The 13,907-nt window shown below is 63.7% G+C and carries 11 protein-coding genes and 1 tRNA gene; 10 read left to right on the forward strand and 2 right to left on the reverse strand.

The features are described 5' to 3' along the window. Window positions 1–1,752: 1,752 nt before the first annotated feature. On the reverse strand, window positions 1,753–2,541 hold the full coding sequence (locus tag DK261_RS19960) for a DUF4349 domain-containing protein (protein ID WP_009048250.1): 789 nt from the start codon (window positions 2,539–2,541) through the stop codon (window positions 1,753–1,755). Window positions 2,542–2,759: 218 nt separating this feature from the next. On the opposite strand from DK261_RS19960, the gene DK261_RS19970 reads away from it, so the two are divergent. Then, window positions 2,760–3,173 carry a PaaI family thioesterase gene (locus tag DK261_RS19970; protein ID WP_009048251.1) on the forward strand — a complete coding sequence of 138 codons (414 nt, stop codon included), beginning with the start codon at window positions 2,760–2,762 and terminating at the stop codon, window positions 3,171–3,173. Between the two features lie 169 nt (window positions 3,174–3,342). Here the strand turns inward: DK261_RS19970 and rtcR are convergent, their stop codons facing one another. Beyond that, window positions 3,343–4,950: an RNA repair transcriptional activator RtcR gene (gene rtcR / locus DK261_RS19975; RefSeq protein WP_110176198.1), complete on the reverse strand. Its 1,608-nt coding sequence runs from the start codon at window positions 4,948–4,950 to the stop codon at window positions 3,343–3,345. 204 nt (window positions 4,951–5,154) lie between these two features. Between rtcR and DK261_RS19980 the strand changes: the two genes are divergently transcribed. The 9 genes from DK261_RS19980 to DK261_RS20015 all read left to right on the forward strand — a co-directional run bounded on the left by DK261_RS19980 (window position 5,155) and on the right by DK261_RS20015 (window position 13,906). Continuing rightward, window positions 5,155–6,705 (forward strand): RNA-binding protein, encoded by a 1,551-nt coding sequence (locus tag DK261_RS19980; RefSeq protein WP_110176199.1) that lies wholly within the window; start codon window positions 5,155–5,157, stop codon window positions 6,703–6,705. Window positions 6,706–7,138: 433 nt separating this feature from the next. Beyond that, a tRNA-OTHER gene (locus DK261_RS33060) sits at window positions 7,139–7,275 on the forward strand. Between the two features lie 123 nt (window positions 7,276–7,398). Then, entirely contained in the window at window positions 7,399–8,625 is a 1,227-nt protein-coding gene (locus DK261_RS19985) for an RtcB family protein (protein ID WP_110176200.1), read from the forward strand. A gap of 4 nt (window positions 8,626–8,629) precedes the next feature. After that, window positions 8,630–9,973 carry a PBS lyase gene (locus DK261_RS19990; RefSeq protein WP_110176201.1) on the forward strand — a complete coding sequence of 448 codons (1,344 nt, stop codon included), beginning with the start codon at window positions 8,630–8,632 and terminating at the stop codon, window positions 9,971–9,973. A gap of 67 nt (window positions 9,974–10,040) precedes the next feature. Then, window positions 10,041–10,829: a nucleotidyltransferase domain-containing protein gene (locus DK261_RS19995; protein ID WP_016703326.1), complete on the forward strand. Its 789-nt coding sequence runs from the start codon at window positions 10,041–10,043 to the stop codon at window positions 10,827–10,829. 8 nt (window positions 10,830–10,837) lie between these two features. Further along, complete coding sequence (gene rtcA, locus DK261_RS20000; RefSeq protein ID WP_110176202.1) at window positions 10,838–11,914, forward strand: RNA 3'-terminal phosphate cyclase; 1,077 nt, start codon at window positions 10,838–10,840, stop codon at window positions 11,912–11,914. Beyond that, the gene (locus DK261_RS20005; protein WP_110176203.1) at window positions 11,911–12,843 is read left to right on the forward strand and encodes a hypothetical protein; all 933 of its coding nucleotides are present in this window, start codon (window positions 11,911–11,913) and stop codon (window positions 12,841–12,843) included. Before rtcA ends, DK261_RS20005 begins: the two co-directional genes overlap by 4 nt. A 25-nt stretch (window positions 12,844–12,868) precedes the next feature. Then, complete coding sequence (locus DK261_RS20010) at window positions 12,869–13,498, forward strand: glutathione S-transferase family protein (protein WP_016703329.1); 630 nt, start codon at window positions 12,869–12,871, stop codon at window positions 13,496–13,498. Between the two features lie 114 nt (window positions 13,499–13,612). Next, complete coding sequence (locus DK261_RS20015) at window positions 13,613–13,906, forward strand: DUF3144 domain-containing protein (RefSeq protein ID WP_009048260.1); 294 nt, start codon at window positions 13,613–13,615, stop codon at window positions 13,904–13,906. The last annotated feature ends 1 nt before the right edge of the window (window position 13,907 follow it).

The following is a 13,907-nucleotide window of genomic DNA, read 5'->3' on the forward strand; positions in this document are numbered from 1 at the left end:
GCACCTGACGCTTGCTCAGGCCTCCGGGTTTCGATGCATTGCCCTTATAAGGACGGCCCCGCGCAACCTGGACGACGGCTTCATCGCCCAAGGGCCTCGGCAGGGTTCTGTTCTTTACCGCATCGTTCATTAAAGCTCCCTCGGTTGGATGAAGGGCAATAAGGCACCGTTCGAACATTGGCTGGAATATTCGAAAGACGGGTTTAACTTTTTCAAGGGTGAGCAAAAGCCGATAGTTGAACTATCCAGTTGAACGGCCTTGTGCAAACGAGTGGCTTAACGCCTTCGGCTTAGATTGTTCATTACCACTCCCTAGAACATTGTTATGGGATGAGCCGGTGTTTGTAGTGCACCTGTCTCGTACTCGTTACATATAGCAACCGCTATGCCAGATTGTGTCGCTTGTTATGCAATTGGCGACGGCCCGTAGTGCATGTCGCATTTATATAAATTTGCGAGAAAAACGGGCGCGACAACATAGATTCGGTACTTCGAAAAGTTGACCTTTAATATTTTATGGGGGCGAGCCTGCCTGCCCTGGGTTATCCGATTTTCAGCCGGAAACAGGGATGATCAATAGCGTGGCCAACGCACTAAAAAGTGTCTGGCGAATTGATTTGGTGCAAATAAACAGTGACTAGTTGGTCATTGTCTGGAGGTCCTTGGTCTTGTTGTTCTCTGGGCTCTGTGTAGCGCTTCTGCAGCCTTTAGTGGCCTGCTTCGTGGGCATCTTGAGTCTCTATGGCGCGCTCGCCAGCCCGCCCTGGAACTGGGCGGTGGCGGACGTCTTATTAGCCTGTTGAGGTATAAATAATTAACCGGTACGTACATTGAGTATCTGTAAATAGTGCTCTGCTCATTATCAAATGGCCGATGCGTTGATGTTGAATTGCCTTATTGTCTGACAATGCTTTGACCATCCACTTTTAACGCGCCTTGGAGCGTTTGTTTATTGTCGAATACGCAACGATGGGAACACGACTTTCGCTCGGTGAAATGTCGCCGAGTGCAAAGTAAAGTGGTTGCTTAGTGGTTTAGAAACAGTCGACGGCCGATCTTGTCGAGGCTTCTTCCGTCGACGCTACTTGAACAGTGGCGAGACCGGGCAGGGGGCGAATGCGTGTGTCGGGATACAGTGGACAGTACCCGGGAAGACTGGCTTGGATATCGGTAGCGGGACAGGGTCGGCGTTAAAACGGTCGCGATCGCCAGCCTGGAAGTTGTCCTGTCGACTGGAGTAGGGGGCATTAGCAGACGCTGGCCCAGGCAGCGCCGGGTAGCGTGCGCAAGGTCGACCGTTGATGACGCGCAGGGCGCGAGGGCCGGTCCGGGCAGGGCTGCCGGACGAGGCGGAACCAGGGGCGAAACGGTGGAGCCAATAGCGGAAAACGCCGGTGAACATGACTGCACATCGCACATGAGACTTCCTTATCGCCAGTCTCAGCTCAACGAGCTTTTGGCTCGCCGTCTGCACTTTATAGGGACGCGGATAGCGTCCGATGATTGCTATTGGTGCGGGTAGGCACCGTCGATGCGGCTCTTCTGGTGGGTCGATTCGCAAGCTGCAGGTGCATGGGAAAAACGTGCCAGTTTCAGGTACGTTCGTGCAGTTTTCTTCGTCAGTGCTCGCCAGGCCTTGTTTAGCGGGGCTTGGCGGTGGGCAGGGGATGCTGGTGAGGCGAGGCTGATCGTGCCCATGAAAAAGCCCGGCACATCAGGCCGGGCTTCTCGGGTTTTGCAGAGTGCTGCGATTCAACGGCGGCGCACGAACCGGCGCCACAGCCAGACCCAGATCATCACCAGCGGGAAGGCCAGGATCAGGAACGGCAGCACGTAGCTGCCTTTCTCCAGGGCTTCGGCGGTGCCGTAGGCGAGGTTGTCCAGCAGGTTGTCGAAGGCCCGTTGCAATTTCGAACCGCGCTGGCTGCTGTCGGTGGGCACGAAGTTCAGGGTCAGGCGGTTGGTGTCGAGCCGGCGCTGGTGCCCGGCGGCGGCCTGGGCCAGGGCTTGCAGGTCGTTCTCGATGCTCGCCTGTTCCTTGCTCAGGGCGATCAGGTCGCTGACGGTGATGTCCTTGCGCGCCGCCAGCTGGTCGAGGCGTTGCTGCTGGGCCTTGAGCCGTTCCTGCTGGCGCTGCACGTCGGCCACGGCGTCGGCCAGGTCTTCGGCGCTGGTGATGCGTTCGCCGATTTCGGCGCCCTGGGCGGCCAGCGCGACTATCGGTTCGACGCCATCGGGCACGATGCGCAGGATCACCTGGGCGTGATACTGGCCTTGTTGCAGGCGCAGGATATTGCAGGCGCCGAATTTGGCGTTTTCGCAGGCTTCGCGGGTGGCGGCCAGGCGCGGTGCGATCTGCGCCGAGGGTAGCGACAGGCTCAGCTCGTGTTCGTAGGCCAGTTGCGCACCGGCCTTGCCCTGGGCACCGCCGACCGCCACCGAGGACGAACGATCGCTGGGGGAACAGGCGGCCAGCAGGGTGCTGAGCAGCAGCACGGCGAGGCTGCGCAGCGGGGTGGGGGTGTCGTCCTGAGGGTGCATGGTCGCTCCTTGAAATAAATGATCGTGCCCGGGGCTGGCGGGACGGCTGCGTATCTTATCGTCGATTGCCTCATGAGGGGCGAGGATGTGGTGTCGCCGCGGCTTATCGCCAGGGATTTGCCGGATGGATACGGCTGGGCGCGGGTGCTGCTTCGGGGTACACCTCGGGGACCGATGACCCGCACCCCGGTCATCACCATCGGCAACGGAGACCCGCCATGAGCACGCCCGAGTTACCCGAAGGTTATGCCCCCTTGTCCCGCAGCAGCCCGTTGCTGGAGCTGATCGGCCCGGTGTATTGCCGTGGCAGCGGCCTGCAACTGGAGATCGGCCTGCGCGCCGACAGCCGTCACGCCAACGGGCGTGGCACCGTGCACGGCGGCATCCTCGCCACCCTGGCCGATATCGGCATGGGCTACGCCATGGCCTTTGCCAGTGACCCACCGCTGCCGCTGATCACCGCCAGCATGCACCTGGACTACCTCGGTGCGGTGCAGGTCGGCGAGTGGATCGACGTGCGCCTGGAACACTCCAAGCGCGGCCGGCAGATGGCCTTTGCCACCGTCACCCTGCAGGTCGGCGAACGGGTAGTGGCCAGGGCCAACGCGGTGTTCGCGGTGCCGGGTGGCTGAGGGCAGGGCAATTGTGTGGGGCGCTTTTGCGAGCGCTTCGCGCCCGATCGCAGGCTTCGCCAGCGGCTACCGGGGAAGCGATCTGTGCCGTTGGCGGGCGGGGCCGTGGGCTTGTGTAGCCGCTGCCGCAGGCTGCGATCGAGCGCGCAGCGCTCGCAGGCAACCCTTCTTAGTCCGCTGGTGCAACTATCTGCTTCCACTCCAGGCCGAAGCGCGCCAGGTACTTGCGCAGGCGGTCGGCGTCATTGGGCTGGGCCTTGGTCTGGCGGGACACGCCAAACAGCTTGCGCCCGGCATCGGACAGGCTGTCGGCCTGGCGACAGACTTCGAGCACCGCCTGTAGTTGCAGGCGGTCGAACAGGTCGAGTTCGGCTGTGTCGCCCAGCAGGGTGGCCAACGGATCCTGCGCCTGGCTCAAGCCCCAGGCATAACGGAGCCGCTCGATTTCTTCCTCGGCCTGGGCTTCGTCGATGCGCCCGCTGTTGGCCAGGGTGGCCATGCGGGTGATGGACGCCGACAGTTCGCGGAAGTTGCCCAGCCACGCCGCCTCGCTGGAGCTGGCAAACGCCAGGTAGCGCCGCCGCGCCTCGAGGTTGAAGCGCACCAGGCGCCCTTGTTCCCGGGCGTGGCGTTCCAGTTCGAAATCGATGTTCGGCTCGATGTCCTCGCGCCGCCCGGCCAGCCCCGGCAGGTTGAAGGTCCAGAGGTTGATCCGCGCATACAGGTCCTCGCGGAACAGGCCCTGGGCGACCCGGCCGCGCAGGTCGCGGTGGGTGCCGGCGATGATCAGGAAGTCGCTGTCCACTTCCTTGTCCGAGCCCATGGGGAAGAAGCGTTTTTCCTCGATGGCCTTGAGCAGCATCGCCTGTTCGTCGAGCCCCAGTTCGCCAATCTCGTCGAGAAACAGCATGCCGCCATCCGCCGCCCGCAGCAGGCCGTCGCGGGCGTTCTGGGCGCCGGTGAAGGCGCCCTTGATATGCCCGAACAGCGCCGACATGGCGCCGTCGCCGCGCAAGGTGGCGCAGTTGACCTCGACAAAGCGTCCCTGGACCTGATGCCGGCCGCGCTTGAGCTCATAGATGCGCCGGGCCAGGAACGACTTGCCGGCACCGGTGGGGCCGATCAGCAGCATCGGCGCCCTGGAGCGCACAGCGACACGTTCGATCTGTTCGATGGAGCGGTTGAACGCGGCATTGCGGGTGGCGATCCCGGACTTGAGGAAGGCCAGGCCCTCCAGGCGCTTGCCGGCGAAGCGCGAGGCGATGCGGTCGTAGCGCGACAGGTCGAGGTCGATCAGGGCGTGGGTGCCGGTGGCGTGCTGCTCCGGGTCGCGGCGCCGCGCCGGGGAGGTCTGGATCAGCCGCGCCGGCAGGTAGCGCGCCTCGGTCAGCAGGAACCAGCAGATCTGCGCCACGTGGGTCCCGGTGGTGATGTGTACCAGGTAGTCCTCGCGCTCGGTGTCGAACGGGTAGGCGCTGGTGAAGTCGTGCAGGGCGCCGTACACCTCTTCGAAATCCCAGGGGTTCTTCAGGCCCATGGGGTGCAGGCGCACCTCGGTTTCGGGCGACACCTGGCGAATGTCGTTGGCCACCCGCTCAGCCAGGCTGACGTCCCGGGCGTCGACACCGTGGATCAGTTCCAGGCGATTAATCAGCACGTCCTGCTGCTGGCACAGGCCGACACTGGGGCGCCAGTGGCTCCAGCGGTTGGCGCCCTTGCCGACGCGATCGAGGGTGGAACCGACAAAACCTATGGCGACCGTGGGTTTGCCCGACATATTTATACCTGAAGATAAAAAGCGATAAACAAAGATATAAAATTATCAGAGGCTTTGTCTCGAAGACTCGCAGAGGAAAAATGATTTAAAAATAAAATCGTTATAAATCAATTAGTTAAAAAATAATTCGCAGGAAAAAATAAAACTGGCACAGCGGCTGCAATCTCTCTGGCAACGAACAAGACAACAGAGCGAGACGCCAAGATGGCCAACTTCCAGCTGTTCAACACCCAACAGGCAAAAGCTCCAGCGAGCAACACCCGGAACGCTGCCCAGGCTCCGGCCTATGCCTACAACGCCAAGCACCGCCTGGCCCAACTGGCGGTGACCGGTTGCCTGAACTCGACCTTCTACACCTCGCCTGAAGGTCAGCTGGACGCGGTGCTGCAGTTGGTGAGCGAAGTCGACAGCCGTTTCGTTGCCCAGGCCGCGCGTTACGCTCGGCAGCAGGGTCATATGAAAGACATGCCGGCCTTGCTGCTGGCGGCGCTGACCGCGCAACGCTCGGCCCTGGTGCCGGAGCTGTTTGCCCAGGTGGTGGACAACGGCAAGATGCTGCGCAACTTCGTGCAGATCCTGCGCAGCGGGGCGACCGGGCGCAGATCCCTGGGGTCGCAGCCCAAGCGCCTGGTGCAGAACTGGTTGAACAGCGCCAGCGAACGCCAGCTGTTGCAGGCCTCGGTGGGTAACCAGCCGTCGCTGGCGGACGTGGTCAAGATGGTTCACCCCAAGCCAAGCGAGGCCTGGCGCGCAGCCTTCTTCGCCTGGTTGATCGGCAAGCCGGTGGATGCGCAGGCGCTGCCCGAGCTGACCCGCGCCTTGCTGGCGTTTCGCAGCGGGGCGACCACGGCGGTGCCGCAGGTGCCGTTCCAGTTGCTCGGCAACGAAACCCTGAGCCGCGAGCAATGGGCCGAACAGGCGCACAATATGGGCTGGCAGGGGCTGCGCATGAACCTCAACACCTTGGCCCGCCATGGCGCGTTCCAGGTGCCGGGTTGCACCGAGTATGTGGCGGTGCGGCTGGCGGATGCCGCCGAAGTGGCCAAGGCCCGGGTCTACCCGTACCAGTTGCTGGCGGCCTACCGCATGGCCGGGGACGAGGTGCCGCAGCCGGTGCGCGAGGCATTGCAGGATGCCCTGGAACTGTCGCTGGCCAACGTGCCGGCGCTGCAAGGCGCGGTGGTGGTGTGCCCGGATGTCTCGGGGTCGATGCACAGCCCGATCACCGGTTATCGCCAGGGCGCCACCACGGCGGTGCGCTGCATCGATGTGGCGGCGCTGGTGGCGGCAGCGGTGTTGCGCAAGCAGCCGGCGGCGCGGGTCATGCCGTTCGAGGTCGGGGTGGTGGATATTCGCCTCAACCCGCGGGACAGCGTGATGAGCAATGCGCAGAAACTGGCGGCCATCGGCGGTGGCGGGACCAACTGCTCGGCGCCCCTGGCACAACTGGCCAACGCCAAGTGCAAGGTGGACACCCTGATCCTGGTCTCGGACAACGAGTCGTGGATCGATGCGCGGCGCCATGGGGCGACTGAAACCCTACGCCAGTGGGAGCGGATCAAGGCCATCAACCCGCAGGCGCGGCTGGTGTGCATCGATATGCAGCCCGGGGCCACCACCCAGGCGCCGGACCGCGAGGACATCCTCAACGTCGGCGGCTTCAGTGACGCGGTGTTCGATGTGATCCAGCAGTTCACCGCGGGCAACTACGGTGCGCAGCACTGGGTCGAGGCGATCGAGGCGATGGCGCCCTGATCGGCAAGACATGAGATAAACCGTGCGCCGCTCACCCGGCGCACGCCGAAGATTTTTTGTTCATTGGCCCCGAATGCCGCTGTGACTACATCCAAAGACGTCCCAGCAGATTTAGTCAGGGCCTGTGAAGGCACGAATGCCAGTGGCTGTACATCCTGGTGATGCCGGTTCGATTCCGGCGATCAGTCACTTCTTTTGTCGTGCCACCTTTTTTGCAGTTTCAGCGACGAATGCTGATGGAACTACATCCCAGATTCGTGATGCGGGTTCGAGTCCCGCCGGTGCCTGGAAAGGCGCCGTAGTTCAACGGTCAGAACACGAGTGCACGGTTTCATCGACCCTTGTCGTCGCAGGTTTTTCTCCCGCCCGAGCGGGATGGCAGCGAATGCCACAGGTACTACAAGGTGTCGCGGGTTCGAGTCCCACCAGCCGCAAGGCTGTAGCTCAGTCGGTAGAGCAAATGTGCCTGTTCTCTTGTCGCTGCCCGCAGGCCCGGCCTGCACCGATTGACCCGGCGAATGCCGGTGGAACTACAGGGCAGCGTGGTCGCGGGTTCGATTCCCGCCAACCGCAAGGGGCTAGCTCAGTGGCAGAGCGCGCTGCATGTTTCACCTTTACTGGTCGCCGTTTATGCCGGACCACCGGCCACCGAACAAGGTCGGATTTTCGACCACAGAAAAAAGAGTCAGGAACATGGAACACAAGACCTACCAACTGCTGGAAGTCGCCAACGGCAAGCCGATCAAGATGTGGACCGAGGGCGTGCCGGTGGAAAACGAAGCCCGCCAGCAACTGATGAACACCGCGAAGATGCCGTTCATCTTCAAGCACCTGGCGGTGATGCCGGATGTGCACCTGGGCAAGGGTTCGACCATCGGCAGTGTGATCCCCACCCTGGGCGCGATCATCCCGGCGGCGGTCGGGGTGGATATCGGCTGCGGCATGATCGCCGCCCGTACTTCGCTGACCGCTGCCGACCTGCCGGATAACCTGCACGGTTTGCGCAGCGCCATCGAGCAGGCGGTGCCTCACGGTCGTACTTCGCCGCGCAGCGGTCGCGACAAGGGCGCCTGGGGCGACGTGCCGCGCCAGGCCGACCACGCCTGGGCGTTCTTGCAGCCACGCTTCAAGGCGATCACCGACAAGTACCCGGCGCTGGCCAACAGCAACAACCGCCAGCACCTGGGTACCCTCGGCGGCGGCAACCACTTCATCGAGGTCTGCCTGGATGAAGCCAACCGGGTCTGGTTCATGCTCCACAGCGGTTCCCGTGGCGTGGGTAACGCCATCGGCAACCTGTTCATCCACCTGGCCCAGGCGGACATGCGCCAGCACATCGCCAACCTGCCGGACCGCGATCTGGCCTACTTCGAGGAAGGCAGCCGGCACTTCGACGATTACGTCGAGGCCGTGGCCTGGGCCCAGGACTTCGCCCGGCATAACCGTGAATTGATGATGCAGTTGGTGATCCAGGCCACCCGCCAGGTGATCCGCAAGCCTTTCGAGGTGGCGCTGGAGGCGGTGAACTGCCACCACAACTATGTGCAAAAGGAGCGCCACTTCGGTGAAGAGGTGCTGGTGACCCGTAAGGGCGCGGTGTCGGCGCAGAAGGGCGAGCTGGGGATCATCCCCGGATCGATGGGCGCCAAGAGCTTCATCGTTCGCGGGCTGGGTAACGAGGAGGCGTTCTGCTCCTGCAGCCACGGTGCCGGGCGCACCATGAGCCGCACCAAGGCCAAGAACACCTTCACCCTGGCCGACCAGATCCGCGCCACCGCCCATGTGGAGTGCCGCAAGGACACCGCGGTGATCGATGAAATCCCGATGGCCTACAAGGACATCGACCAAGTCATGCACGCCCAGCGCGAGCTGGTGGAAGTGCTGCACACCCTGCGTCAGGTGGTGTGCGTCAAGGGGTAGAGAAATGCACGACAGGGAAGCAGTGGTACAGGTGCCGTCCAGCTGGCATGACCAGCTGAACGACTACGAAGCCCGCCGCGTGCGGGAGGTGATGGACACCCTGGACAGGCACAGCGCCTGGCTGGAACTGAGCCGCTTCGGCAACGGGTTCGTGCGCCAGGCGGCGGTGCGCGGATTGTCCGCGCGGCCATCGGCCGAGGCCTTGGCGGCGCTGCTGGAACGCCTCAACGATTGGGTGCCCCAGGTTCGCCAGGAAGCGGCCGCGGCAGTCGAGGCGTATTGGGCGCCGGAGCACGCCGGGCTGCTGTTGCAGACCCTGGCACCGTTGCTGGCCCTTGCCAGCAAGCAGCGGGCCGACCACGGCGCGACCCTGGAGCGGGCCACTGCGGTGTTGCAACTGGCCCAGGTGCGCGACGAAGTGCAAGGGGCCTTTGGCGATTGCCGGGGCAAGGCCGCGCGCTTTGTCTTCGAGCTGTTGCTCAAGGGCGTCGAGGACCGGCCGGCGCTGCTGGCCATGGCGTTGCGCCACGCCGAGGTCAGCGTGCGGCAGATGGCGGTGGATGCCTGCGCCGAACTGCCCGACGAGCAGGCGCTGCCTTTGCTGGAAGAGGTGATGCGCAGCTGTGGCGCCAGTGTGCGGGTCAAGGCCTTGCGGCTGTTGCTGCCGTTGCTGGCCGACCCGGGCGCGCATCTGCGCCAGGCCTTGCTGGACCCTTCGGGAGCCCTGCGTTGCCTGGCCCGTTGGGCGGCGCCGCGCCATCGGCTCGACCCGCGGGAGGTATTGCTGGCCCGGCTGCTCGAGCCGGCACCGCTGAACAAGCGCGAGTGGCTGGGCCTGCTGGGGCTGGCCAAGGAACTGCGGGAGCCACAGGCCGACGCCATGCTGCAACAGGCCCTCGCCTCCAAGGCGCTGACCGTGCGCCTGCTGGCCTTGCGAACCCTCGGCGAGCGTGGCCTGGCCCAGCAGCTGGCGGCCCTGGACGATCCGTCGGACAAGGTCTTCGACTGCGCCCTCGGCCTGCTGCGCGAGCAGCCCTGGGCGGCGTTCGAGGAGGCTCTGGAGCAGCGTCTGGACCAGCATTGGCATGACCTGCCCAAGGCGCGGCGCTGGGCCTTGCTGGGGCTCAAGCCAGGCTGGCGCCAGTTGCAATACCTGCTGCATCGCCTGGACCAGGCGGGCAGCGAAGCCGCTTATTGGCGCGAGGCCCTGGCCCGCTGGTGCGATAGCCGCTACGCGATGTTCGACCCGGTAACCCCCAAGCCGCTGCGAGAAGCACTGGCGCAGCGGTTACAGGCGATGGAGGAGGCCGGCGACGTGCCTCGGGGATCGCTCAAGCGCCTGTTGTGAACGAAGAGGACGATCAGGCCAGCGCGAGAAGCGGCTGACGATTGTCGATTGAATAGGACAAGGAACCATGGAACTTCATGAACGTCACCCGCTGAGCAGCGCCATGCGCGCACGGGTACTGGATGAGCTGGCGCGGATCGAGCGCGAGCGCAATGTGCGGGTGCTGTATGCCTGCGAATCGGGCAGTCGGGCCTGGGGCTTTGCCTCCACCGACAGTGATTACGATGTGCGTTTCGTCTATGTGGAAAAGCCCGAGTGGTTCATCCAGGTGGACGCCGGGCGGGACGTGATCGAGCGGCCGCTGGACGACGAACTGGACATCAGCGGCTGGGAACTGCGCAAGACCCTCGGGTTGCTGCGCAAATCCAACCCGACCCTGCTGGAGTGGCTGGATTCGCCCCTGGTGTATCGCAGCGAGCCGGCGGCAACCGCGCGCCTGCGCGAGCTGGCGGAGGCCTTCTACAGCCCGCCGGCGGCCCGTCATCACTACCTGTCGATGGCCAGGAAGAACTTTCGCGGTTACCTGCAAGGCGACAGCGTGCGGTTCAAGAAGTACTTCTACGTGCTCCGGCCGTTGCTGGCGGTGCGCTGGATCGATCAGGGGCGCGGCCGCCCGCCGATGACCTTCGCCGACCTGCTGAGCACCGTCGACCATCGGCCACTGCTGGACGAGGTGGATGAGTTGCTGGCCTTGAAACGCAGCGCCGACGAGGCCGCTTACGGGCCCAGGCGCCCGGCGCTGCACGCCTTTATCGCAGCGGAACTGGAACGCCCGGTGCCCAAGCTGGCGCGCACCCATCAAGACAATGCTTTGCTGGACGCCTACTTGCGAGACAGCGTCCGGCGTTATGCCTGAGGAATGTAATGAAACAGGATGTCATCGAACTGGACGGCGCCATCGGCGGCGGCCAGGTCCTGCGCAGTGCCCTGAGCCTGTCGATGCTCACCGGCAAGACCCTGCGTATCCACAACATACGGGCTCGGCGTGCTCGCGCGGGGCTGCTGCGCCAGCACCTGACCGCGGTGCTGGCGGCGGCGCAGGTCTGCGCGGCCAGGGTCTCGGGCGCCGAGCTGGGCTCCCGGGAGCTGACCTTCGAGCCGGGGCCGATTCGCGGCGGCGACTACCGCTTCGCCATCGGCACCGCCGGCAGCTGCACCCTGGTGTTGCAGACCCTGCTGCCGGCCCTGTTGCAGGCCCCGGCGCCGAGCCGCGTGAGCATCAGCGGCGGCACCCACAACCCGCTGGCGCCGCCGGTGGATTTCCTCCAGCAGGCCTGGCTGCCGCAACTGCGGCGCATGGGTGGGCAGGTGGAGTTGCAGCTGCTGCGCCATGGCTTCGTTCCCGCCGGCGGCGGCGAGCTGGAGGCCTTTATCCAGCCCTCGACCCTGCAACCGCTGTACCTGGAACAGCGGGGCGAACTGCTCGGGCGTCGGGCCTGGGCCTTGAGTGCCGGCCTGCCGGAACATGTGGCGGAACGCGAATTGCGCCGGGTTGGTACTCGCCTGGACCTGCCTCGGGAACACCTGAGCCCGGTGCGGCTGGATGAGCAATGCGGCCCGGGCAACGTGCTGTTGCTGGAGTTCGTCTGCGAACACCTGACCGAGCTGTTCAGCGGGTTTGGCCAGAGCAGCCTGCGGGCCGAAAGCGTGGCCGATCGGGCCATCGACCAGGCCCGCGACTGGCTGGACTCCGGCGCAGCGGTGGCCGAGCACCTGGCCGATCAACTGCTGCTGCCCATGGCCCTGGCCGGCGGCGGGAGCTTCACCACCCCACGCATGAGCGAGCACCTGCAAAGCAATATCCGGGTGATCGAGGCATTTTTGCCGGTGCGTATCGACTGTTCGGCGAGCGCCCACGGGGGGCGCGCGTCGAGGTTCTCCCCCAGCGTCATTGAGCTGAATGTCTGCGTTGCCGGACCTACTGAAGAGAATATTGGATGAATTTCACTGAAGTCTTTTTGCAGAAGAAACTGCGCCTTACCGAACAGCTGTTGCAGGGGTTCGATATCGTCAATGATCTGGCGATTTACCGGCAGAAAACCACGATCAAGGACGGGGTGGCGCATAGCTATACCGATGTACGCAGCCACCATCCGTTGTTAGTCCGCAAGTCCTTGGACAGCCATGAGCATCTTTCGATGTTCCCCGTGGTCTTCGACTACCTGGATCTGATGGTCGACCAGAAGCACGGGACGAGCGATAAGGCGTTCCGGGAAAAACGGAGTATTTTTCGCCGCAAGAACCAACAGCCCGATCCGTTGCTCAGGCATATCGAGATCATGGTCTTCGATTACGCGATCACCGTCCGCAACAAGCTTGTCCATCACAAGACCCGGTTCTTTGCGTGCGGCAAGTTCTTGCAGGTAAAGACCGGGATGCGGCTGGAGATCGCGCACTTCGGGCTGCTCAACCGCTTGATCTATTTCCTGGTGCGGCGCATGCAGGCTCCCGAGCCGCTGAACCTTTATCAACGGGCTCTGCTGGTGAGTGCTTATCGTGCGATATTCGGGCATCTGGATAACAAGCTGGATGGACTGGTCGCTAGCGGCCCACGGTTACCGTCGATGAATATCAAGCGGCCCCGTTATCTGTTCGATATGGCCCAGGAGAACATTGCCGAGGATGTGGTGATATTCGATAAGTTGGCACTCTTCCCGGACCCTACCGGTTATCCCGATCGCGAAGCCTTCCTCAAGGCGCATCCGGACCCTGACCGCAAGATCCTGTATGGCAATTACACCTATCTTCTGAGCTACCGTGGGAGCGTGCTGCGCGTGCCGGCCGAGGCTATCAATCAGCATCCGGACTACCGTCTCGCGGACTTCCGGCACTGGAGTGAACAACCCGCGCAAGCAACCCGTCAGATGTAAGGCCCAGTCAAGCGAGGGGATGGTCATGTATCAACTTTATGGGACACAAGGCTCCGGCTCGGCCATTGTCGAGATCGCCCTGGAGTGTTGCCAGGTGCCGTACCGCATCGTCGAAGCCTCGTCCTGGGCGCCGTCGCCCGGGGCCGACGAGCTGGCGCGGCTCAACCCGCTGAAACAGGTCCCGACCCTGCAACTGCCGGACGGCAGTGTCCTCACCGAGAGCGCGGCGATCCTGATCGAACTAGGCTTGCGTTATCCGCGCTCGGCGCTGCTGCCCGAGGATGAGAGCGCCCGGGCGCAGGCGATTCGCGGCCTGGTGTTTATCGCCGCCAATTGCTACTCGGCGATCAGCGTGATCGATTACCCGGAGCGCTGGCTGCGTGACGCCGATGAAGCGCTGAGGGCGCGGGTGCGCGACGCCGCCCATGAGCGCCTGCACCGCAACTGGGAGGTGTTCGCCGATCAGTTCGCCACACAGCTGTACGCCAGCGGTTCACCCCTGGCGGCCCTGGATGTCCAGGCGGCGGTGGTGTCGCGCTGGTGCGGCACGCGCGAGCACCTGCGGCGCGAACGCCCCGAGTGTTGCGATCTGCTGGAGCGCATCGACCGCCATCCGCAGGTGGCGCAGGTGCTGGAGCGGCACTGGCCGGACTGAATACGACAGGGCGCGAGGCAGCAAAAGCCGTCGATGGTTGAGCGCGAGGCTCTTATACTCACCGGCTTTCTTTATGCCTACTACTCACCGCCTATTACTCAAGAGGAACGCCCCTTGGCCAACGAACCGGATCAGGACTTCTACAACCGCGCCGATGCCATCATCGAACTGGCGAACACCCATATCAGCGACAGCAGCCGCGGCAAGGCCAGTGCCTCGCTGATGTACGCCAACTCGCGGTTTGCCGCCTGGGTCAGCGCCTGCGGTTGCCGCAACGCCGAAGAACTGGCGGCGGCCAAGCAGCAGGCGGTGGATTATTTCGTCGAGGAGTTCCGCCTGATGATGGAAGAGAACCTCACCGACTACATCGAGAATTTCAGCCTGTACATGACGCCTCAGGACAGCTGAA

The organism is Pseudomonas sp. RW409 (assembly GCF_003184125.1).
Classification (GTDB): Bacteria; Pseudomonadota; Gammaproteobacteria; order Pseudomonadales; family Pseudomonadaceae; genus Aquipseudomonas; species Aquipseudomonas chlororaphis_I.

Coding starts and splice junctions, on each gene's coding strand:
- DK261_RS19960 (WP_009048250.1), bottom strand. CDS start 2,541: ATGCACCCTCAGGACGACACCCCCACCCCGCTGCGCAGCCTCGCCGTG.
- DK261_RS19970 (WP_009048251.1), top strand. CDS start 2,760: ATGAGCACGCCCGAGTTACCCGAAGGTTATGCCCCCTTGTCCCGCAGC.
- rtcR (WP_110176198.1), bottom strand. CDS start 4,950: ATGTCGGGCAAACCCACGGTCGCCATAGGTTTTGTCGGTTCCACCCTC.
- DK261_RS19980 (WP_110176199.1), top strand. CDS start 5,155: ATGGCCAACTTCCAGCTGTTCAACACCCAACAGGCAAAAGCTCCAGCG.
- DK261_RS19985 (WP_110176200.1), top strand. CDS start 7,399: ATGGAACACAAGACCTACCAACTGCTGGAAGTCGCCAACGGCAAGCCG.
- DK261_RS19990 (WP_110176201.1), top strand. CDS start 8,630: ATGCACGACAGGGAAGCAGTGGTACAGGTGCCGTCCAGCTGGCATGAC.
- DK261_RS19995 (WP_016703326.1), top strand. CDS start 10,041: ATGGAACTTCATGAACGTCACCCGCTGAGCAGCGCCATGCGCGCACGG.
- rtcA (WP_110176202.1), top strand. CDS start 10,838: ATGAAACAGGATGTCATCGAACTGGACGGCGCCATCGGCGGCGGCCAG.
- DK261_RS20005 (WP_110176203.1), top strand. CDS start 11,911: ATGAATTTCACTGAAGTCTTTTTGCAGAAGAAACTGCGCCTTACCGAA.
- DK261_RS20010 (WP_016703329.1), top strand. CDS start 12,869: ATGTATCAACTTTATGGGACACAAGGCTCCGGCTCGGCCATTGTCGAG.